The sequence below is a fragment of the Convivina intestini genome, from assembly GCF_003096575.1.
Classification (GTDB): Bacteria; Bacillota; Bacilli; order Lactobacillales; family Lactobacillaceae; genus Convivina; species Convivina intestini.
The window spans coordinates 49,217-71,481 of sequence record NZ_QEKT01000002.1 but is presented as its reverse complement, the minus strand read 5'-3'; the positions used below and the strand labels follow the sequence as shown (position 1 = coordinate 71,481).

The window sequence follows — 22,265 nt, the reverse complement described above, 5'->3', positions numbered from 1 at the left end:
AATTTTTCTGATATGCTTTTAAATTTGCTGACGATTGAAGAAACCGCCGTGCACACTAGCTGTATCGGAGACTGTAATGAAAACATCGGGGTCAGCCGCTAAGACTTTACGGACAAAGCGGGGATATTCCTGAGTATCTACGACAATCATTAAAAGTTCTTGCTCAGAATCCTGAAAGCCGCCACGAGAGGGGATGACGGTTAGACCATAGGATAAATCATGACCCAGGGCATCTTTTAACTCAGTAGTGCTGATATTGCTACTAATGAAGAGGGTCTTTTTACGGTTAAAGCCACTTTCAATGTAATTCATAATTAAACTAGTAATCACAATCGAAAAAACCGCGTAGACAAAGGCTTCAAGACCAGCTGTGAAAATATTTCCAAAAGACACGCAGATATCAATAATCAGTAAACCGACCGGGGCCTTTAAATTGAAGTATTTTTTGAAAATTAATGGGGGAACGGTAGTACCACCACTGGAAGCATCAATATTGTAAAGCAAGGCGATTCCAGCAGCAAAGATAGCACTGCCGACAATGACTGCAAATAAAGTGTCGTTGACAACTTTTGTTTGGGGAATAATGGCCAGCATGACGGGCAGCATGAAGCTACCAAAGAGAATCCGCAGGACCGTTTCTCGTGCTAGAAAAATAGCCGCCAAGATTAACATAATGATGTTAACCCCTAAAGTTGTTAAAAAAAGCGGCCAGCCAAAGAGTTCCTGAGCTAAGATGGCTAGCCCAGTCGCCCCTCCAGCTGCAATATTGTGGGGCGAAAAGAAGAAATTGATGCTCATCGCAATTAAAAATAAGGCGCCGAGAAACACAAGATAATGAGATAGTGTCTTATTTAAAGAGTTAATGGTCGACCTCCAGTGAGAATTTTTAGCGTTTATTACGTATTAATGATATGATACCAATTTCAGCTGGTGGACGTAGTGAATCTTTGGTAGGCTAGTTAAATATCTACGTGTACTTAATTTAAAATTTCCTCTATAATAAAAAATGCTTGATTTTTTAGTGAAAAGAGAAAGAGATGAATCAATGAAAAATAAATGGATCTTCATTATTAGCATTATCTTCTTTGGCACGATTATGCGATCAACCTTCACGACCTTGCCGGTCGTGGCCAACGATATTGCTAATAGCCTACATATTCCCCTGGACCAACTTGGTCTTTTGACTTCGATTCCCTTGGTGGCCTTTGCCCTAGTATCACCCTTTGTTAGTAAAATTACTGATAAGTTTTCAATTGAAAAAACTTTGGCCTTTGCTTTGGTAACGGTTTTAATCGGTTCTTTTATTCGAATCTTCAATGCCCCTTTGTTAATGCTGGGGACTGCCTTAATTGGGGTGGGAATTGCCTTTATTAACGTCCTACTTCCCGCAGCAATTTTTGAGTATGCACCCGATAAAATTGGCCCTTACACGGGGATTTACAGTACCCTGTTGATGATTATGACCTCAGCCTTTCAAATCATTGCTGTCCCTGTGGCCGATAAAGTGAATTGGCAGGGCTTAGTATTACTTTTGACTGTCGTGGTCTTGATGTCCCTAGTTACTTGGTCGTTAAATATTAAAATTAATGCCACTGTTGCGCCTAGCCAAGCCCAACCCCAAGCACATGAGCATAAGGCAGCAACGATTAACCCTTGGACCAATAAATATGCTTGGATGCTATTGATTATTGCTGGTCTTCAATCAGCCATTTTCTACTCCTTAATTGCCTGGATGAGTGTGATTGCCCAACGGACCGGCGTATCTGGCTCGCAGTCAGGTCTCTTGGTTGGCTTGCTGTCAATGGTTGGGATTCCTTTTGGGATGATTATTCCAAACTTTATTTCAAATTCTTCCTTTAAAACTCGCCGAAATGCTATGATTTCTGCTTGCTTCTTGTGGATTCTTGGTTTAGCTCTAATGAATAATCATCATATTTCTTTTGTTTTGTGGTTAGTCATTAGTAGTGTTTTGGGTGCCGTAGGTTCGATTATGTTTATCTATGTCATCACTTCTTATGCTACTCGGACAAAAAAACCCCAGGAAAGCGCGGCTTTGTCCGGGATGGCTCAGTCTGGTGGGTACCTAATCGCTTGCTTGATTCCTTGGTTATACGGATTAATGTTTGGTATGACGCAAAATTGGTATGTACAAAATATTATTTTTATTTTGATGTTGGTCGTCATGATTGTCTTGATTTATCTCTTTGAACGAGAAAAGACAATTTTTGATTAAGATAAAAATCGGGACTCGCTAAATGAGCGAGCCCTTTTTGATTGCTTATATTTTCTTTAAAAAGCTCTTTTGGGTTTTAACCAATCTAAAACCCAGTGCTTGATAAAATTGGTGGGCACTGGTCCGCTCACTCCCAGAATTAAGACGAATGGCATCAATACCTTGAGTTTTTCCAATCTTAATAAGGTCATTGATGAGGGCGGTACCAATGCCTTGCCTTTGATAATTTTGATCAACAGCTAGCCCCAAGAGATTAAATTTTAGTTCGGCATATAAGGTTGCATAGTATTCAGCATGGATATAGCCTAATAATTGCTGAGTTTTGGGATCAATTGCTACTAAAATTAGATGATGTTTAGCATCTTCTAATAGTTCAGCTAAACGATTTTGACTTTTATCCAAGGAGTATTGGTAGCCCATTTCGTGACGATTTAATTGCCAAAGTGCTTGGCTGTCGTGTTTTTCAGCCGGTCTAATGAGAATTGTTGTCATAATAGTCCTCTTTTTTTAATTTTATTATAGTTTATTTTTTAATAAACTAGCCTTCCTTATTCGTACATTGCTGTAATAGCTCGTTTTTGCTACTATTACAGTAGTTCATAAATTTGAAGTAGAGAAATGGGAATAGTATGACTGAAAAACTAATTAAACAAACTTTGGTCGTTACTGCCGCCACGACAGCAGCAGTGACTTTGGGACTTAATGCAGCTCAAGCCGATGATATTACCGCCAGTAATCAAGCTGATTTAGGTCAAGCAGCTCAGACCACAGCTAATAGCGCCACTACTGCAGCGGATGTGCAAACTGCTCAAAATGATAAAGAAGCAGCTCAGCAAGAGGCTCAAAAGGCTCAGCAGGCAGCCGATTTAGCTAAGACAGCGGTTACTGATCAGACAAAACAAGTTCAGGTAGCCCAAGATAATCAAACGCAAGCCCAAGCTGATTTGAAAACAGCGACAGCTAATACGCAGACTGCCAGTGAAAACAAAGATAAAGATCAGCAAGCTGTGACCAAAGCCCAAGCCGACAACGACCAGGCTCAAAAGGCCGTTCAAGCTGCTCAGGGAGTTGTACAGCAGGCTCAAGCTCAACATGATGAGCAACAAAAACAAGTTGATAAAGTCCAAGCTGATTTAGACTTGGCAAAAACCGCTGGCGATAAGGCTCAAACAGCATTAGACCAGGACCAAGCCACCTTAAACACTACGAAAAAAGATTTAGCTGATAAGCAGACTGACCTAACTGCTAAAGAAGCTGAATTAAAGGCCGCCCAAGCTGGTCAAGGGGGCCAAGCAGATCCTAAAGCCTATCAAGAGGCCCTAGCTAATCAACAAAAAGCGCAAGTTGCAGTCGATCAAGCACAAGCTAAAGTTGATGCCGCTCAGAAACAAGTCGATAGTTTAGATAAACAAACCAGTTATGCGATTACCTTGCCAGCTGGCACTAAAGCGACTGATATGATTAATTGGTCCGATAGTCAGTGGGCGCAATGGGCCCAACAAATTAAAGCAGCTGGGTATGTTCACGATCCAGCCGCTCAGGCGCAAAATATTGATTTGAACAACTTAACGGCGGAGCAAAATCAAGCGCTCCAGAATTATTACGGTGGTTTACTAAATCAGCTGCTTAAGCAGGCTGGCCAACAACCGATTAGTGTTAATGCCGCCGGTATGTTAGCCGGTGTCAAGCAGGTTGCGGATGGGTATTCCAATGATAATTGGGATATCTGGACACATGCGGATCATAATCAAAAGGTTTTGCAGCAGGCTTATAGTAATAGCCATCTAAATTCGGTGTCGGAAAACTGGGGGTCATCATTTGATCAAGGAAACAAGGCTGGTTTTGATGGTCATACTACCTTAGATGCTGCCCAGGAACAAATTTACGAAACCGTTTTGGCTATGATAAACAATGATGGGGATAGTCATTGGGGACATACTAAAAACTTCTTAATGGCTAAGGGGCAAGATGTTCACGGTAAATCCGCTAAGGGGTATTCAGCGGTTGCCTTTGATAAAATGGGGGCTTCCCATTTCTTCAGCGGTTTAGTAGCTGATACTAATTCAGCCTTTAACGCAGCTGGCGCAACGGTGCCAGCCGGTACAACTAACCCATCACAGAGCTTGATTGATGCCCAGACAATTTTGGCTAATGCTAAAAAAGACTTAGCCAACAGTCAGGTTGCTCTTCAAACTGCTCAAGACCAAGTCGCCAAGGCGGCTGGTCAGGGAAAGGCCGACACTAAGGCCCTCCAAGCTGAAATTGCTCAGTTAAAGGACGCAATTGCCCATGGGCAAAAGCAAGTCCAAGAGTTGGAAACTAATTTACCAAAGTTAGTTGAACAAGCTAAGGATGCCAAGGAAATTCAAGCCACTGCGCAACAGAACTTAGCTACTGCTAAGCAAGCCGTTTCAGATGGACAAGCTAATTTGGTTAAGCAAATTACGGTTTTGAATGCCGCTCAAAAACATGCTAGTGAACTAGCTAACAACTTGAAGCAGGATCAAGATAAGTTAGCTAAGGATCAAAATGCCGCAGCTACTCAACAAGCAGCAACCAAAAAGGTTGCTGAAGCTACGCAAGCCTTGGCTGATGCGCAAACTTTGTTAAAGCAATTGGAAGAAAAGAGCCAAGCTGCGCAACAAGAAGTTAGCCAGGCCCAGGGTAAGTATCAGGCCGCTGCTAGTCGTTATCACGATGTAGTAATGGCTTATCAATATGAGCAACAAAAAGCTCAAAAGGCCGCTAACCAAGCCCAGGGAGAGGTAACGCCGACAGCTAATGCTGCAACTGACAAGCAAGCCACTAATAATGGTGGTTCCACAGTTGCCTTTAATTCAGCTGGTGGAGTTGTTAAATCAGTTGCTGGTAACACTACAGCCACTGCTAATTCGGCCAAGCTACCACAAACTGCTAGTCAAACTCGTACTAATAGTCAGGCATTAACCTTGATCGGTTTGTCAGTAGTGCTAGTTAGCTCAGCGTTCTTTGGTTATAAAAAGTACAAAGATTAATTAATTTATTAAAATAACAGAAAAGCACTAGACCAATTGAGTTTAGTGCTTTTTTTAGTGGAAAAAAACTGCCTTAACATGTACAATTTGTACATAAAGAGATCACTATGTTAAAAGACGATCAAGCTAATTATTTTTCTGAAAGAGGAATGCTTTTTTAATTTCATTAGTGATTCTATTGGGGATATGGTGTTGAAAAGGACAATTTTGAGAATGTTTTCATGTATTGCTTTTTCACTCCATAGGTGAGGGACTTTAAAATGTTATATAACAAATATGATTATAAAAAGATTAATGACAAAAAAATTTTGCACAAGGTAAAAAAGCACTGGGCTTTGATGTCATTGTCAACTTTTGCGGTATTGGGCACTGCAGGTCTATTTGTTGACAAGACCGAAGCGATGGCTGATACAGTCGATGCTAATGCTGTGGAGCCTGGTAGCAATGCCTTGATGGGGAAGGCAGTTTTCTTACAGCCAGATAGCCAGTCAACAACCCAGCAAATTCATACCAAGAGTACAACTAACGTTAGCCAGTTGACTGCTGCTGCGACTAGCGATGCTGATACTACTGCTAGTTCCACGCAATCATTACCGGCCACTATTAACACCGACCTGCCAGCTGACATGACTGTAAAAGAGCCAGTCGGCTCAACAGCTGATTCATCGATGGCCAGTCAGCCCGTGGAATCAACAAGCGACTCATCTACAACAAACCGGACAGTGGCATCAACAGCTGATTCATCCACGACCAGTCAGACCGGAAGTCTAGTTGACCAACAGAAAAGTCCGCAGGTAGCAGCCGCTATTCCTGCTGAATCAAGCCAGCAAGCTGGTCAGTCTGGCGTCACGGCAACACCCAGTATTGATCAGATTCTTGCCGATATTAGTACCGATAATTGGCAAAAGGATGGCGGTTACGCCCATCCGACGATTAATACTGTCACCAGTGGGAATCACTATCAACTCAATATAACCCCAGGTAAATACACCGCTGGTGATACTCAGGCAGTTGAAAATCTGTATGGTTTTGGTATTCAAACAATTAATTTAGACAAAATTCACTTGTCTGATTTAGGTTTTACTAGTACGGCTGATTTATCCAATGTGACCGTTACCTATCCTAACGGTAAGGTTTATCATCCCAAGACAGTTTATTTAATTGACCGGACGGGTAAATCAGTTGATAACTTTACCCAGGCAACCGGTTTCTTAGTACCATTGCATGATAATTTGCAACCTTCAACTTTTCAAGGTGGTATCGGTGATGATGCTGATGCGAATCAGGGCTTGAATGCTAATACTGAACCAGTTAAATATCTAGTTGATTTTGATGTAAGTGACAAGATTAATCATCGAACTGAACTAGATTTGGACGGGGTCGCTCATTTTGGGACGACTTATCCTCAACTTGTTAAAACCTACTACGTTGATGAGAATACTGGCCAGCAAATTGTTACTCCCTCAGTACAAGGTTATGACGATAAATTACAGGATAAAGTGACGATTAACCAAAAAGACTTATCCAAATTAGGTTATTACCGTACGGCAATGGTGGTGCGCTATGGCAATGAATCCGATCAGGAACCGTATGATTATCAAGCAATTTCCCGCTTTGATTCGGTAGTTGATGTAAATGCCATTGTTACTAATTATAAACAAACCTTAGTGTACCTATATGACAATACTGCCTATACAAGGGTCTATTACGTAGCAGTCGATGCCGATGGAAATGACATTGCTGATTTGGCTCCTGCAGAATTAAAAGTGGGTAAAACTGGTCAACCGTTAAACGCATCGGCCAAGGCATTTGCTAATTACCATTTGGTTAGCACAACCGGTAGTAACGGTGTTAATTTTATGATGCCCATTAGTATTAATGATAGTCAGTCTGCTAATGATTCCAACCAAGGCTATTTACTATATGGGTATCGAGGCAACGAGGAGCATATGACAGTTAATTATATTGATATTGATGATCATAATGTCGTTGTCCTTTCAGATCAAGTGACTGGTGCATACAACGAAACGGCTGAATACAACACAGCTGATCGAATTGCCGCTTTTGGAAAGCGGGGCTTTGTCTTAGTAAAGGATGAATATCCAAAAGGACACGTTTTTGGGGCTGATACACCAACATTTGTTGTTGAATTTAAGCATGGCACTAAGACGGTAACACCACAAACTCCTGGTACGCCGGGCCAGCCGGTTGATCCTAGTAATCCTAATGGGCCTAAATATCCACAGGGAACGGATATTCATAGCTTAGTCAAACAGATTCATCGGGTAATTAACTATGTTTATGATGATGGTCGGATAGCTGCGCCAACTGTTGATCAAAGTGTTGAATATAGTCGTAATGGCACTTTTGATTTGGTTGATGTTGACAAGGCAGTTGCTTACACGCCCTGGGTGACTAATCAAGCAATTTATGAGGCGGTGACTTCGCCGGTGATTAATGGCTATATTGCTGATAAAACCAATATTCCATCAGAAATGACTACTGCAACAACGGGTGATACGCATATTACGGTTGTTTATCATATCGATCAAAACAGTCAGTCAACTTCAACATCATCTTCTATCTCTGGCTCTGAATCGGCAGCCAGCGCATCAACTTCGAGTTCTATTTCTGGCTCTGAATCGGCAGCCAGCGCATCAACTTCGAGTTCTATTTCTGGTTCTGAATCGGCAGCTAGTGCGTCAACTTCGAATTCTATTTCTGGTTCTGAATCAGCAGCTAGTGCGTCAACTTCAAGTTCCATCTCTGGTTCTGAATCAGCAGCCAGCGCATCAACTTCGAGTTCTATTTCTGGTTCCGAATCGGCAACCAGCGCATCAACTTCGAGTTCTATTTCTGGTTCCGAATCGGCAGCCAGCGCTTCAACTTCAAGTTCCATCTCTGGTTCTGAATCAGCAGCTAGTGCGTCGACTTCGAATTCCATCTCTGGTTCTGAATCGGCAGCCAGCGCGTCAACTTCGAGTTCTATTTCTGGTTCTGAATCAGCAGCTAGTGCGTCAACTTCAAGTTCTATTTCTGGTTCCGAATCGGCAGCCAGCACGTCGACTTCGAGTTCTATTTCTGCTTCTGAATCTGCAGCTAGTGCATCAACTTCAACTTCTAGCTCAGACTCTAAGTCTGCCAGTGGCTCTACGTCAAAATCTAGTTCAGAATCAAAGTCAGCAAGTGAGTCCACGTCCACTTCAAGTTCAGAATCAAAGTCAGCAAGTGAGTCCACGTCCACTTCAAGTTCAGAATCTAAATCAGGTAGTGACTCTAAGTCCACTTCCAGTTCAGAATCAAAGTCGTCAAGTGAATCTACTTCAACTTCTAGCTCAGAATCTAAGTCAGCTAGTGGTTCTACGTCCACTTCAAGTTCAGAATCTAAATCAGCCAGTGATTCTACGTCCACTTCAAGTTCAGAATCAAAGTCGGCCAGTGACTCTAAGTCCACTTCAAGTTCAGAATCTAAATCAGCAAGTGGGTCCACGTCAACCTCAAGTTCAGACTCTAAGTCGATCAGTGGTTCTACTTCAACTTCTAGTTCAGAATCAAAGTCGGCCAGTGGGTCTACGTCGAAATCTAGTTCAGATTCAACATCGGCTACTCAACCAACAAGTGGCTCTCACAATGGCGCTACATCGGATTCCACTAGTGATTCACAATTAATTCCTAGTTCTAATTCCAATCGGACTGTAATGCCAATGAGTACGGCTGCTACTGGATTAAACTATAATTCTAGTTCGTTATTTTCCACTAACGACGGTTCTCAGCAAGCGGGCACTTTGCCAGCCACTGCTACAAGAGCTAGTCGACACGCTGTAAAAAATACCAGTATTGTCGGGGCTTTGGCCCTTACGGCAGCTTCAGTATTTGGTATCAGTGCTCGTCGTAAGCGCAAGCATTAATATTAAGAAGCACTGGAAATCATCCAGTGCTTTTTTAATAGAAAAGTTCAGCAATCCACAGTTAAATCAGCTACAATGTAGGCGACTACTTAATGATTAAAAAGTGGAGTGAAAAATGGTAAAGAAAATTATTTTAGATATGGATCCTGGTGTTGATGATGCCGCTGCTCTGGCAGTTGCCGTCAATAATGCAGCTTTGGATGTTCGCTTAATTACCACAGTAGCCGGTAATGTTAGTGTTGATAAGACGACTAATAATGCTTTGAAATTATTAGAATTTTTCAACAAAGACATTCCCGTTGCCGCTGGTGCCAAACGGCCTTTAAAACGAGATTTTACAGATGCTTCCTATATTCATGGGGAATCGGGGATGCCTGGCTATGATTTCGTTCAGCCTAGCCGTCAAGCATTAGAGATTGACGCCGTAACGGCGATTCATAATGAATTGCAGACCCAAACCGAACCAATTACCCTGATTGCCACTGGTGCTTACACCAATATTGCCTGCTTGATCCAGCAGCATCCCGAAGATTTAAAAAACATTAAGGAATTAATCCTGATGGGAGGATCGCTTAGCGGTGGCAATGTTAGTTCGGTTGCTGAATTTAATGTCTTTACTGACCCAGATGCAGCTCAAATTGTCTTCCAAAGTGGTTTGCCTATCGTAATGATTGGTTTAGATGTTACTTTAAAGGCCTTAATTACGCCGGAAACAACCAATGCCTTACAAAATTTAGGCGAGGCGGGGAAAATGTTGTATGGCATGATTACTGCTTATGGGGATGTCCATGTTGGTGGTAAACCAATGCATGATGTTAATACGATTTTATATGCCTTAGCACCGGATAAAATTAAAACCCAACCCCAAGCAATCGAGGTGGCAGTCGATGGTCCGGCCGTTGGTGCGACTGTTTCAGATTTTCAACATCGCTGGCATCCAAAAGATTTTTATAATGCCCTGGTTGGTTATGACATTGATGCTAACGACTTTAATCAATGGTTCTTAGAGCAAGTGGCTTTGATGAATTAAATACTAAATCAAATAACCGTCTTAATAAAAGATTTCAATCAAAAAATAACCCTCATATAATGGCAGGCAATCGGTCATTGTATAGGGTTATTTTTTATGATAGTTAGATTTAGTTGTTTACTGTCATCAATTGCCACAGGGGGAGGTCATCTTTTAAAGGTTATTTAAACATAGTCCAAAGCCTTTGATAGAGCAGTTAGTAAATCATCTACATTTTCAATACCAATGGATAAGCGAATTAAATCAGGAGCAATACCGGCTGCCGCCAATTGCTCATCAGAGAGCTGAGCATGAGTGGTTGATTTTGGATGGATGACTAAGGATTTCACATCACCCACATTGGCTAATAGTGAGAAAATATCTAAGTGGTTAATAAAGGTTTGGGCACCAACCTCACCGGATTTGAGGCCGAAAGTAAAAATTGACCCGGTACCGCGAGGGAAATATTGCTTTGCTAATTCTTGATAAGGAGAATTTTCTAGTTCTGGATAATTAACCCAAGCAACTTTATCATGCTGATTTAAGAAGTGAACAATTTTCCTAGTATTGGCTACATGACGCTCAATTCGCAACGATAGGGTTTCTAAACCTTGAATGAAATACCAGGCGGATTGGGGTGATAGGGTTGGACCAGTGTCACGTAGGTATTCAGCTCGAATTTTAGTGACAAAAGCTCCTGGACCTAAGTCGGCCCAAACTAAATTATTATAAGCAGGTCGTGGCTGGATAAAGTCGGGATAGCGGTTTGAACGGCGGTAATCAAAGTCCCCCTTTTCGATAATGACCCCGCCCAAAGTGGCCCCGTGACCACCGATAAATTTAGTCGCTGAGTGGACAACAACGTCAATGCCATAATCCAAAGGTTTTACTAAAAATGGTGTAGCGAAGGTAGAATCAACGATGGAAATAATTTGATGTTTTTTTGCAATCTTAGCTACAGCCTCAAAATCAATAATATTAATATTAGGATTACCTAAACTTTCAAAGTAAATGACCTTGGTGTTGGCTTGAATTGCTTTTTCAAAATTTTGTGGATTGTCTGGATCTACAAAGGTGGTAGCAATACCTAATTTGGTTAAAGTTTCAGAAAACAACTCGACGCTGCCGCCGTAAAGGGTTGAGGCGTCCACGATATGATCACCACTACCGGCTACATTTAAAATGGCGGCGGTAACTGCCGCTGCTCCCGATGCTAAAGAAATAGCAGCAGCGCCACCCTCTAGGGCGGCTATCCGTTCTTCAAAAACAGCATTGGTTGGATTAGTTAGCCGACCATAAATATTACCAGGATCTTTTAGGCTAAAGCGTTGAGCAGCTTCTTGGGTATTTTTAAATACAAATGAAGCAGTTTGATAAATGGGGGTAACCCGTGCTCCGGTAGTTGGATCAGGTTGGGCTTGACCAGCATGGGTTTGTAAGGTTTCAAAGGCATAGGGTTGATTAGTCATAGAATTTCCTCTTTTTCTTTATAACAAAAAAGTCATTACCAAGAGGCGAGCCCTTGGTAATGACTTAAATTCGGTTTGAAATACTTAGCAATTAACGAAGTACACAAAAAGAGTCACCAACATGGGATAACCTAATTTTTTGATATGTGTACATCATCATCATATTTGGCTTAATCATATTAGGACTCCTTTCATACTTACTATGCCTTGCAGTCTAACACTCATAAAACTAACTGTCAAACTGGTTATTAATTAAAAAATATTTTTTAAATCTAATTTTTGTTCGATTAAATGCCTATATATAAGAAAATTATTATGCTGTTTTAATTAGAGCTAAATAAAAATAATTCTCACTATTGACATTTTTATTTTTATTGATAAGCTTAAAAGCAACGAAATATGAAACTTAACTACAAAGAAGAGATGAGTAGTTGATCTAACAATTCTACAGAAAACCGTACTAGCTGAGAGGCGGGGTCTTGTTTATCAATGAAGATGGTCTTGGAGTGGTCTTTAATTGGTGAGTTCTGCTGAATAAGCCAATTACGGTTAATACACGATACAGTATTTTAGTATAGCTAGCACGAGTGTACTAATTTGAGCTCGACAATAGGTCGATAAATGTGGGTGGTACCGCGCTTGTTTAAGCGCCCCTAGGTTGCAGGATAACTGTAACTTAGGGGCTTTTTTTATATTTCAATTTAACTAAAAGGGGAGAAATAGCTATGCCAAAGTTTAAGGATCAAGTTGTTCATTATGATATTGTTGGGAGTTTTTTGAGGCCGGAAATTTTACATCGAGCTCGGCAGGATTTTGAAAAAGGTACGCTTAGTTTGGCGGAATTTACTAAAATCCAAGATCAAGAAATCCAAAAGTTAGTGGCAAAAGAAGTCGCAGCTGGCTTGAAATTTGTGACTGATGGGGAGTTTAGAAGAAGTTGGTGGCATTTAGATACTTTTTGGAGCTTTGCTGGTATTAAGAAAACCGAAATTAATCAAGGATATCTCTTTCATAATGTTGAAACCCGGCGCGAATCTGCTCAGGTTTGTGGCAAAATTAGTTTTACCAAAGACCACTGTGATTTAAAGGCCTTTCAATATTTATATCAAATCACCAAGGATCTAGATGTAATTCCTCGGCAGAGCATTCCATCCCCAGCTCAGTGTTACGCTGAATTGGTTCGTGGACAGGCTAATTTAAAGGCCTTACATCAATATTACGCCAACGATGAAGAATTGTTAGATGATTTAGGAAAAGCCTATCATGATTTGATTTTAGCCTTATATGATGCCGGTTGCCGGGATTTGAAGCTGGATGACTGTACCTGGGGAATGCTAGTTGACCGTAGTGTTTGGGAAAAGATGGGCTATGATGTTGATGATATTCAAAAAATTCAAGATAAGTATTTAGCCTTTAATAACCGAGCTTTGGCTGACTTGCCGGAAGATTTACATTTGAGCACACATATCTGCCGGGGTAATTATGCTTCTGATTGGGCTTCAGCTGGTGGTTATGAGGCCGTTGCTAAAACAATTTTTGGTAAAGAAAAAGTCGATGCCTTTTATCTTGAATTTGATGATGCTCGTTCCGGTGATTTTCAACCGTTACAAGAGGTGCCGTCAGGAAAGGAAGTTGTTTTGGGTTTGGTAACTTCTAAAAGTCCAGAGTTGGAGAATCCAGTTAATTTAGCTAATCGGATTAAAGAAGCCAGCCAATATCTACCTTTGGAAAATCTTTCGTTAAGTACTCAATGTGGTTTTGCCTCAACCGATGAGGGTAATCATTTAACGGAAGCTCAACAATGGCGTAAGATTCAATTGGTAGTTGATACCGCTAAGAAAGTTTGGTCGGATTAGAATAAAATGAAAACTGAAAGTTAATGGATTTAACTGATGGTCTGAGATTGATTAAATAATAGATAAAAGAAGGCTTAAGAACCTTCTTTTATTTTTTGTAACCAAAATATTTATAAATGGTTTACAATAAATGTATATATTAAATTAAGAAGGGGTAGCTGTGACGTTTCAATTTCAAAAATTAGTGTCCAAATATCATCAAAAGACGGCCCTAAAATTTTCAAACCGAGAGTACACTTATGATCAGTTAGACGATGCCGTAGCCCAAGCAGCGGAGAAAATCCAGACCAATAACCAATTGATTTTGGTTAATGATGTTACACCTGAAGCCTTTATTTTACATTTTCTAGCGGTAATTTCTTCCGGCAACTATCCGGTCGTTGCTGAGGTTTTACCGCTGAAAATGCCTACTGACCAGCCTTTTTTTATCGGCCAAACTTCAGGTTCAACAGGGAAACCAAAATTTTATGTACGAGATTGGCCCTCTTGGCGCCAGGGGTTTCAGGTTGCTAATCAGTTATTTGATTTCCAGGCTGATTCAGTGATTGCCACTGCCAGTCCGCTAACGACTTCCTTGGGACTGCACACCTTGATGTTGGCTCTTTATCTGGGGAAAACTTTTCAGTTTATCAACACGCAAGCAGAATTAAAACAATTAACCGCCAATACCGTATTATTTAGTGTACCGACCTTTGTACTACAAGCTGGAGGTGGGAGCGCCTACCTTAAAAAAATTATCTTAGGTGGTGGTCAATTATCACAAAAAGGACTAAGTCAACTACAAAATAAATTTCCTAAAAGCCAGCTAATTGAATTTTATGGTAGTTCCGAAGCTAGTTTTATTAGTTGGCAGGACCTAAACAAGGGAAAAGTAGCCAGTTGCGTTGGTCAACTTTTTCCAGATGTTAACTTGCAAATAACGCCGCAACAAGCCATTGTTGTCACTAGTCCCTATCTGTTTGCCGGTTATTTAGGACAGATGGTTCGACCACAGCACTGGCAGGTCGATGATTTAGGCTATTTGGATCACCAACACTTATTTTTATTAGGTCGTCAGGCCGATTTGATTGACCATGGTGGCAATAAAGTCTTACCCAGTGAGATTGAAGCGGCTGTTCAAGATTTAGCGACCGACTGTGTGGCCTTTGGGGTTCCTGATGATATTTATGGTCAAAAGATTGCCCTACTACTAATCAATCCAGTCGATAAAATTTATTTACTAGCAACTCTTAAGAAGCGCTTACCAGCCTTTAAACGGCCGCAATATTATTTAACTAGCGATAAGATACCTTGTACTCGGAACCAGAAAATTTCACGGATTTATCTAACTGCACTCTACTTAAAAGGAGCTTTTTGTGAACTTTAATCAACCTGTAAAAATCGTTACGGCCAAGCGGTTACCGATTGGTAAAATCCACGGTAGTTTGAGCCAATATCAGCCTGATTATCTATATATGAAGCTCATTGACCAACAATTTGCCCAACAGTCAGTTTTGTCCTTAAAGCAAATTGATCAGATAATCTTAGGCAATGTAACTAATCTTGGTGGTAATTTGGCCCGGCGCTGTGCCTTAAAGGCTGGTTTTTCAATTAAGGTACCGGCCCAAACCATAGATTGTCAGTGCGGTTCCGGGTTAGCTGCCATTATTAATGGGGCCAATAGCATTCGCGTTGGGGATGCTAAGTTTGTGGCTACCGGTGGTGTTGAGAGTACTTCTCAGGCCAGGCCGATTATTGACCCAATTACCAAGGCGTCACGGCAACGTTTTCCCATGACGCCTAGTGACATGGAAGATTTAGATATGGGGTTGGTGGCTGAGATAACTAGTCAAAAGTATCAAATTAGTCGGCAGGAACAAGATCAGTACGCTTGGCATAGTCATCATAAGGCGGCTCAAGCCCAAGAGAAGGGACAATTAATCCAAGAAATGATACCAATTGAGGGAATTGAGCTTGATCAAACGGTGCGGCCAGATTGCTCTTTGGAAACATTAGGGCAGTTAAAATCAGCCTTTGTTACGGACGGTAGAGTAACGGCAGGAAATAGTTGCCCAATTAACGATGGCGCTTCTTCGGTAATTTTAGCGAATTCGGATAGTGAAATTGCCGGAGAGGGTTATTACTTAGGACAGGTGAGTTTGGGTGTGGCACCGCAGGAATTTTTAATCGGTCCGATTAAATCGACCCAAGCTTTGCTAGCCAAATATGATTTAACTATGGATGACATTCAAGCGGTTGAATTAAACGAAGCCTTTGCGGTTCAGGCGCTTCTTTTTCAAAGGTGTTTTGCTTTATCGGATGAAAAACTCAATGGTTGGGGTGGCGCCTTGGCCTTTGGTCATCCCTACGGGGCGACTGGCGGTATTTTAGTAGCCCGATTATTAAATCGTTTAAATCAAATTGACCGACCCGCCTTAGGAATTGCCACTATGTGTGTGGCTGGTGGGATGGGGATTAGTCTTTTGATTGCTAATCGTGCTTGGTCGGCCAAGCTATAATTTTCATCATCAAACCCACTTAAATCAAGGCTGCAAGGAATCATTGCTAACTTTTTTGATCATAATTAGCTAAGATGGGATCATATCAAGGAGGAAAAGCGATGCGGTTTGGTGATCGATTGAAAGTAACTAGAACAAACAAAGGGTTAACCCAAGATGGAGTGGCCCAGCACTTCCATGTTTCCCGACAGACAATTTCTATTTGGGAGAATGAAAAAACTTATCCAGATGTGGCCAGTCTGGTTGAGCTTAGTGACTATTATCAGATTTCTTTGGACACGCTACTAAAGGAAGATACGGGGATGCGGGAAGCCTTACAGCGAAAAGAAGTGGTTAAGAATTTAAAACCGATTCGCTTTTCGCTGATGGGGATGGATTTCATTATATTAATTTGGTTGATATTTTCCATGGTAAATGGTTCCAGACCATCCTCAATCGCTGGGCTCTTTATGTGGCCGATGTTTATTTTGTTGTTGATTGCCATATATCAGCTGAATAAATTTGATGAAAGTTACCACTTAGGCCTTAAATGGCGTTGGCAGGAGTATACGAGTGGGCAACATGGCTTAAAGTATGCCCTAATTGTCCCTGTTATTTTCATTGTAGGCGGTCTATTGATAATTATGTTTTGGCATAATTCATCAATCAGAATGGGTGTTGGTTTTGGTATGATTAGTGCTGCGTTAGGGCTGGCTGCCTTCTTGTACTTTAAAAATACTAAGAAATAAAATTAGCCTTCCATACTGGAAGGCTAATTTTTTAAACTAACATGCGATACAAGGTCTGATCTTCTTGCAAGTTAAGATAATTCGGGTCAAATTCAGCTAAACGTTCTAATAACCCTGATAAATTTTCGACCTGGCCGAGGCGGACGCCAATCGGCACCGGCCCCTTGTCACTATGCACTTTTTTAGTGTATTCAAATTTGGTAATATCATCATCTGAATTAAGGACTTCATTGACAAACTGTCGTAAGGCTCCGGCTCGCTGAGCAAAGTGGGCAATAAAATAGTGTTGATAACCAGCATAAATTAAGGCTTTTTCTTCAATTTCGGGTAGACGGTTGAAATCGTTATTACCACCAGAAATGACACAAAGAACCGTTTTACCGTGAATTTGGTCTTGGTATTGTTCTAAAGCAGCAACTGACAAGGCGCCAGCTGGCTCGGCCACTAAGGCCATTTTGCTATATAAGTCTAAAATAGTTTGACAAACTTGGCCTTCTGGCACCTGCATGAGACGGTCAACATTAGCTTGGCAGGTTGCGTAGGTTAAAGCGCCAACTTTTTTAACAGCTGCCCCGTCTACAAATTTATCTAATTGAGTTAGATTGGTTGGCTGTCCTTTGGCAAAGGCGGCTGCCATAGAAGCTGCTCCGGCTGGTTCGACGCCGACAATCTTAGTTTGGGGAGAGGATTTTTTAAAATGAGTACTAATCCCACTCAATAGACCGCCGCCACCAACTGCGGCAAAAAGATAGTCCAAGTGCAATTCCTTTTGAACAGCATCGTTGATGACTTCAACTGCCAAGCTTCCTTGACCAGCCATGGTATCTAAATTATCAAAAGGGGCAATGAAGGTCATGGAATGGCTCTGGCAGTAATCATTGGCTGCTGCTTGGGCATCGTCAAAACTATCACCAACCAATTTAATGGTTACGTTTGATCCACCAAAAAATTTAACTTGATCGACTTTTTGCTTGGGTGTAATCGTGGGCATAAAGATAACAGCGGGGATGTTTAATTTGGCACTGGTCCAAGCTACTCCCTGGGCATGATTACCGGCACTAGCGCAAACTACTCCTTGAGCACGCTGACTGGCCGGTACTTTGGAAATGGCATAATAGGCCCCTCTAATTTTAAAGGACCGGACCGGTTGGAGGTCCTCTCGCTTTAGATAAACCTGACAGTCATAGCGTTGAGATAGGTAGGCGCTATATTGGAGAGGGGTGTGATCGACCACGTCTTTTAAGACGTTATAAGCGGTGAGTACCGCTTGGTCAGTTAGTTGGGGTGTTTTCTTGGTTATATAAATTCCTTTGCTTTTGCATAAAAAAGTCCCCAGTTTCAATCAACTAGGGACAAAGAATGGTTATTGGGTAAAATTCGTCTTGAAAAAAACCAATATGTCAGCTAGCTGAAAGTATTCGTGGATAAAAAATAATCATAATTCGAATATTCAAAGTTGACATAGTAGTTCCTTTCAAGAAAATATCAATTAGGATATACGGCCATCCGACCTGATTCAAGAACTTCGATACCAATTTTTTGTTGGTAAAAAGCGGTCAGTACGGCTCGATTTAATAAGTCAATGCGTTCACCTTTTTGGAAAATTCGTCCTTGCTTGAGTAGTAATACCCGGTTAAAAATTGGCATAATTTCTTCAATATGATGAGACACCATCAGTAGGGCGGGACGATCTGGCCGTTGGGCTAATTGTTGGATTTGATTGAGCAGCTTTTCCCGGGCAAAAAGGTCGAGACCATTACAAGGCTCGTCAAGAATTAATAATTCAGGTTTAGCCATTAAAGCGCGCGCAATTAGAATTAATTGTTTTTCACCTTGAGATAAGATGCTATAAGATTTGCCGATCAGTTTAGCACCTCCAAGATTACGAAGGGTTTGCCGCGCTGCTTCTAAATCAGTTTCATCATATTTTTCATACAAACCGATACTAGAAAATTTGCCCGAAAGAATAATTTTATCGACATTATCATTGACGTGAAGTTGTTCTTGTAGGGCCGTGCTAACCCAACCGATTCGTCTTTGCAAGGCTGGAATATTGGTCTGGCCAAATTTATTACCCAGAACTTCAATTTGACCATCAGTTGGCCAGAGATCACCGTGAATCATTTTTAGTAGGGTAGTTTTACCCGCGCCATTTAATCCTAAAATCGCCCAATTTTGCTGAGGTTGAATGGTCCAATTAATATCGGTTAAGATTTGACGGTTACCACGTGCAACCGAAACATTTGTAAATTTTAAGATGGCTGTCATGCTTGATTGCTCCTGTAAGAAAAAAGACTGAGAACAGCTGTTCCAAGTCTTTTTGAGTGATTAACTATGTAAGCCAGTAAGTTTCTGAGTTACAAGCTAAGCGATTTTTAATCGTTGGTAGGCGTGCTATATTTATCATCGGCAGCAACGAATGGCATCCGTTCCCGTAGTTCGGCACCAACCTTGGAAAGTTGTGAATTAGCTGAACGTTCACGCATTTTGTATAGCTCAGGGAAGCCAGCGCGGTAGTCGTCCATGAAGTCCTTGGCAAACTTACCAGTTTGGATATCCTTCAAAGCTTCTTGCATGGCCTTCTTTGACTCAGCGTTGATAACCTTAGGACCAACAACGTATGATCCATATTCAGATGTGTTGGAACAATCTTGATACATCTTGTTGAATCCACCTTCATAAATCAAGTCACAGATTAACTTCATTTCGTGTTGAACTTCAAAGTAGGCCAATTCAGGTGAGTAACCAGCTTCAGTCAAAACTTCAAAACCAGTTTCAATCAAGGCGGTTACGCCACCCATCAAAACGTTTTGTTCACCGAACAAATCTTCATCAGTTTCTTCCTTAAAGGTTGTTTTTAGCAAACCGGCACGAGCGCCTCCGTTACCCTTGGCAAATTCTTTAGCAAGATCTTCGGCATGACCAGAATAATCTTGGAAGTAACCGTAAAGAGCAGGAACCCCAAAGCCTTCTTTATAGGTACGACGGCAAAGATTTCCAGGACCCTTAGGGGCCATCATTACGACATCCACATCTGCTGGTGGCACAATTTCCTTGTAATAAACATTGAAACCATGCGAGAAACCAAGGACGTTGCCAGCTTCTAGATAAGGCGCAACTTCTTCCTTATAGATGTCTGACATAACTTCATCGGGTGTAAGCATTTGAATCCAGTCAGCTTGCTTGGCAGCATCGGCAACGGAATAAACATCAAAACCATCAGTTTTGGCGTTATCAAAACTTTCCCCTGGGCGGACACCAATAATGACCTTATAGCCGGAATCACGCAGGTTATTAGCCTGGGCATGCCCTTGGGCGCCATAACCAATAAAGGCGATTGTCTTACCTTCTAAGTAGTTGGTGGTTACATCCTTTTCATACAACATGTCTACACTCATGATACTTCCTCCGTATTTCTTTGCTTTTCTCTGTACAATTACAGGGTCAATTGACAATCAATCGACCTTATTAGTTCCTAACCATTTGGTTAAAAACTAATAAGGACGCCTGATTTAGGCGGTTAAAATTCACATCGGGTTTAGTCCCAACATCTCGTTATTACCCTTACCAGGTAGAATCATGGGGGAGACCGCTTCATCACTTGGAATTGGAATTTCAATGATGATTGGGCCAGTTTGATTAAATACTGCACTTAATTCTTCCATGACCTGGCTACGTTCATTTAAATTGGCATAGTTTATATCATATGCTTGGGCTAATTGGCCAAAATCCGGTTGGTGATCAAAGACAGTTTCAGCTCGTCTTTGTTCAAAAAGTTGGTCTTGCCATTGCCGTACCATGCCCAAGCGCTGATTATTAAAGAGCACAATTTTAATATCCAATTGTCGCTCCCCGATAACTTCTAGTTCTTCACTGGTCATTTGGAAACCACCATCTCCAACAAACAGTACGACGGGATGGTTAGCATCAGCCAACCGAGCGCCAATTGCGGCTGGAATCCCAAAGCCCATCGTGCCTAAGCCGCCAGATGTGATTAATTGGTTGGAGCGATTAAAGGGATAAAATTGAGCAGCCCACATTTGATGTTGACCAACATCTGTTACCACATAGGCTTGACCCTTAGTTAATTGGCCAATTTTTTTAACGACAGTTTGCGGTTTAATATCAGTGTCGCTGGGCTGATAGGGATAGGATTGTTGGCTTTGCCGTTCAGCCAAGGTTTGTAACCAAGTTTGATGTTTGGTAGGCTGAGTATCAATTTTTAGTAGGGCGGTTAAGGCGGTTTTAGCGTCAGCAATCAATGGATAATCAACTGGAATAATTTTGCCGATTTCATTTGCATCGATATCAATATGGGCAATCTTTGCTTGTGGCGCAAACTTATCCGGTGAAAGAGCTACTCGATCGTCAAAGCGGGAACCAATATTTAATAGAAAGTCACATTCATGTAAAGCCATATTAGCAGCATAGGCGCCATGCATCCCCACCATTCCGATGTATAGGGGGTCGTCCTTTTGAAAAGTGCCTAATCCCATTAAGGTACTCACTGCTGGTAAAAAATATTGATGGGCAAATTCTTGGGCTAAATGACTGGCATGGGCTGCCATCACCCCGCCGCCAACCAAAAGCAAGGGCTTCTTTGCTTGCTGCAAAGCCGTTGCGATAGCAGTTAGTTGGGTGAGTTGATTAACGGTTAAGGTGGAACTTTCTTCTTTATTAGAAGAAAAAGTGGTTTTAGCTTCATTTTGATTACTTAAACCCGGTGCCATGACATCTTTTGGCAGGTCAACAACCACCGGACCTTTCCGGCCAGTTTGGGCCAAAGCAAAGGCTTTTTTAAGTACCGGTTCCAAATCAGATAAATGGTCTACTTGAAATGTTCCTTTAGTAATTGACTTGGTCATACTCAGCGTATCTAATTCTTGAAAGGCATTGGTGCCGATTAAATCGGTTCCTACCTGACCACTTAAGACAACTAGGGGAACTGAATCTAGCATGGCGTCTGCTAAACCAGTAACAGTATTAGCAATGCCCGGACCACTAGTGACACAGACAACCCCGGTTTTTCCGCTGGCCTTAGCATAACCTTCAGCAGCATGAATGCCACCTTGTTCATGGCGGGGTAGAATATTTTGAATGCCAGCTGTGTAGAAAGCATCAAAGATAGATAGCACAGAGCCACCCGGATAGCCAAAAACAAAATCAACTTTTTCATCTTGAAGAGTTTGAACTAATATTTCTGGACCACTTTGGTGGACTGACTTTGATATATTTTTCTCTTGTTTATCCTTCATAGGCAAATACCTTTCAAAAGTAAAATAAAATTAGAACTAAATGAGAATGTTTCTAATTTCGAATTAACATGCCTCTAAGCTTAACAAGCTATTTTGATTTGTCAACACTTATTTTTAAAATAAATCACTAAATTTTATGAGTTTTTGCTCTTTTAAGAACAATATTAGTCTTTTTATCTTTTAAAAAAGGTACCTTATCACCATCGATATAGATAAGGAAAAAATTAGGCCGCAATAAAAATGGTGAAAAGATTAAAATTAAAATATTAAAATTAGAAAATAAATATATTTTGTT

General features: G+C 41.2%; 15 protein-coding genes. 8 read left to right on the top strand and 7 right to left on the bottom strand.

What is annotated here, in order from left to right:
• Positions 1-18 precede the first annotated feature (18 nt).
• Positions 19-864 carry a YitT family protein gene (locus C7384_RS02435; RefSeq protein ID WP_420838708.1) on the bottom strand — a complete coding sequence of 282 codons (846 nt, stop codon included), beginning with the start codon at positions 862-864 and terminating at the stop codon, positions 19-21.
• A gap of 181 nt (positions 865-1,045) precedes the next feature.
• On the opposite strand from C7384_RS02435, the gene C7384_RS02430 reads away from it, so the two are divergent.
• A complete protein-coding gene (locus tag C7384_RS02430; protein ID WP_165806767.1) occupies positions 1,046-2,233 on the top strand; it encodes an MFS transporter in 1,188 nt (395 codons plus the stop codon).
• A 45-nt stretch (positions 2,234-2,278) separates the two neighbouring features.
• Here the strand turns inward: C7384_RS02430 and C7384_RS02425 are convergent, their stop codons facing one another.
• Positions 2,279-2,725 carry a GNAT family N-acetyltransferase gene (locus C7384_RS02425; RefSeq protein WP_089938320.1) on the bottom strand — a complete coding sequence of 149 codons (447 nt, stop codon included), beginning with the start codon at positions 2,723-2,725 and terminating at the stop codon, positions 2,279-2,281.
• A gap of 137 nt (positions 2,726-2,862) precedes the next feature.
• Between C7384_RS02425 and C7384_RS02420 the strand changes: the two genes are divergently transcribed.
• The 3 genes from C7384_RS02420 (at position 2,863) to rihC (ending at position 10,185) form a co-directional block, all read left to right on the top strand.
• Complete coding sequence (locus C7384_RS02420) at positions 2,863-5,247, top strand: SEC10/PgrA surface exclusion domain-containing protein (protein ID WP_089938322.1); 2,385 nt, start codon at positions 2,863-2,865, stop codon at positions 5,245-5,247.
• 260 nt (positions 5,248-5,507) lie between these two features.
• Entirely contained in the window at positions 5,508-9,155 is a 3,648-nt protein-coding gene (locus tag C7384_RS02415; RefSeq protein WP_116585373.1) for a mucin-binding protein, read from the top strand.
• Positions 9,156-9,270: 115 nt separating this feature from the next.
• A complete protein-coding gene (rihC, locus tag C7384_RS02410; RefSeq protein ID WP_089939528.1) occupies positions 9,271-10,185 on the top strand; it encodes a ribonucleoside hydrolase RihC in 915 nt (304 codons plus the stop codon).
• Between the two features lie 164 nt (positions 10,186-10,349).
• Here the strand turns inward: rihC and C7384_RS02405 are convergent, their stop codons facing one another.
• Positions 10,350-11,633, bottom strand: coding sequence for an O-acetylhomoserine aminocarboxypropyltransferase/cysteine synthase family protein (locus tag C7384_RS02405; RefSeq protein ID WP_089939525.1), 1,284 nt, complete (start codon positions 11,631-11,633; stop codon positions 10,350-10,352).
• Between the two features lie 725 nt (positions 11,634-12,358).
• Here C7384_RS02405 and C7384_RS02400 point away from each other — a divergent pair.
• The 4 genes from C7384_RS02400 to C7384_RS02385 all read left to right on the top strand — a co-directional run bounded on the left by C7384_RS02400 (position 12,359) and on the right by C7384_RS02385 (position 16,715).
• Entirely contained in the window at positions 12,359-13,489 is a 1,131-nt protein-coding gene (locus C7384_RS02400; protein WP_089939523.1) for a 5-methyltetrahydropteroyltriglutamate--homocysteine S-methyltransferase, read from the top strand.
• A gap of 160 nt (positions 13,490-13,649) precedes the next feature.
• Positions 13,650-14,855, top strand: a complete 1,206-nt coding sequence (locus tag C7384_RS02395) for an AMP-binding protein (protein ID WP_089939520.1) — start codon at positions 13,650-13,652, stop codon at positions 14,853-14,855.
• Complete coding sequence (locus C7384_RS02390; protein ID WP_089939517.1) at positions 14,845-15,987, top strand: thiolase family protein; 1,143 nt, start codon at positions 14,845-14,847, stop codon at positions 15,985-15,987. Before C7384_RS02395 ends, C7384_RS02390 begins: the two co-directional genes overlap by 11 nt.
• A gap of 101 nt (positions 15,988-16,088) precedes the next feature.
• Positions 16,089-16,715, top strand: a complete 627-nt coding sequence (locus C7384_RS02385) for a helix-turn-helix domain-containing protein (RefSeq protein ID WP_165806766.1) — start codon at positions 16,089-16,091, stop codon at positions 16,713-16,715.
• 31 nt (positions 16,716-16,746) lie between these two features.
• Here the strand turns inward: C7384_RS02385 and ilvA are convergent, their stop codons facing one another.
• From ilvA to ilvB, 4 genes are all read right to left on the bottom strand, one after another.
• Positions 16,747-18,021: a threonine ammonia-lyase IlvA gene (ilvA, locus tag C7384_RS02380; protein ID WP_420838707.1), complete on the bottom strand. Its 1,275-nt coding sequence runs from the start codon at positions 18,019-18,021 to the stop codon at positions 16,747-16,749.
• A 179-nt stretch (positions 18,022-18,200) separates the two neighbouring features.
• Entirely contained in the window at positions 18,201-18,983 is a 783-nt protein-coding gene (locus C7384_RS02375) for an ABC transporter ATP-binding protein (RefSeq protein ID WP_089939510.1), read from the bottom strand.
• Between the two features lie 107 nt (positions 18,984-19,090).
• The gene (gene ilvC / locus C7384_RS02370; RefSeq protein WP_089939507.1) at positions 19,091-20,113 is read right to left on the bottom strand and encodes a ketol-acid reductoisomerase; all 1,023 of its coding nucleotides are present in this window, start codon (positions 20,111-20,113) and stop codon (positions 19,091-19,093) included.
• Positions 20,114-20,242: 129 nt separating this feature from the next.
• Positions 20,243-21,970, bottom strand: coding sequence for a biosynthetic-type acetolactate synthase large subunit (gene ilvB, locus C7384_RS02365; RefSeq protein WP_089939503.1), 1,728 nt, complete (start codon positions 21,968-21,970; stop codon positions 20,243-20,245).
• Between the last annotated feature and the right edge of the window lie 295 nt (positions 21,971-22,265).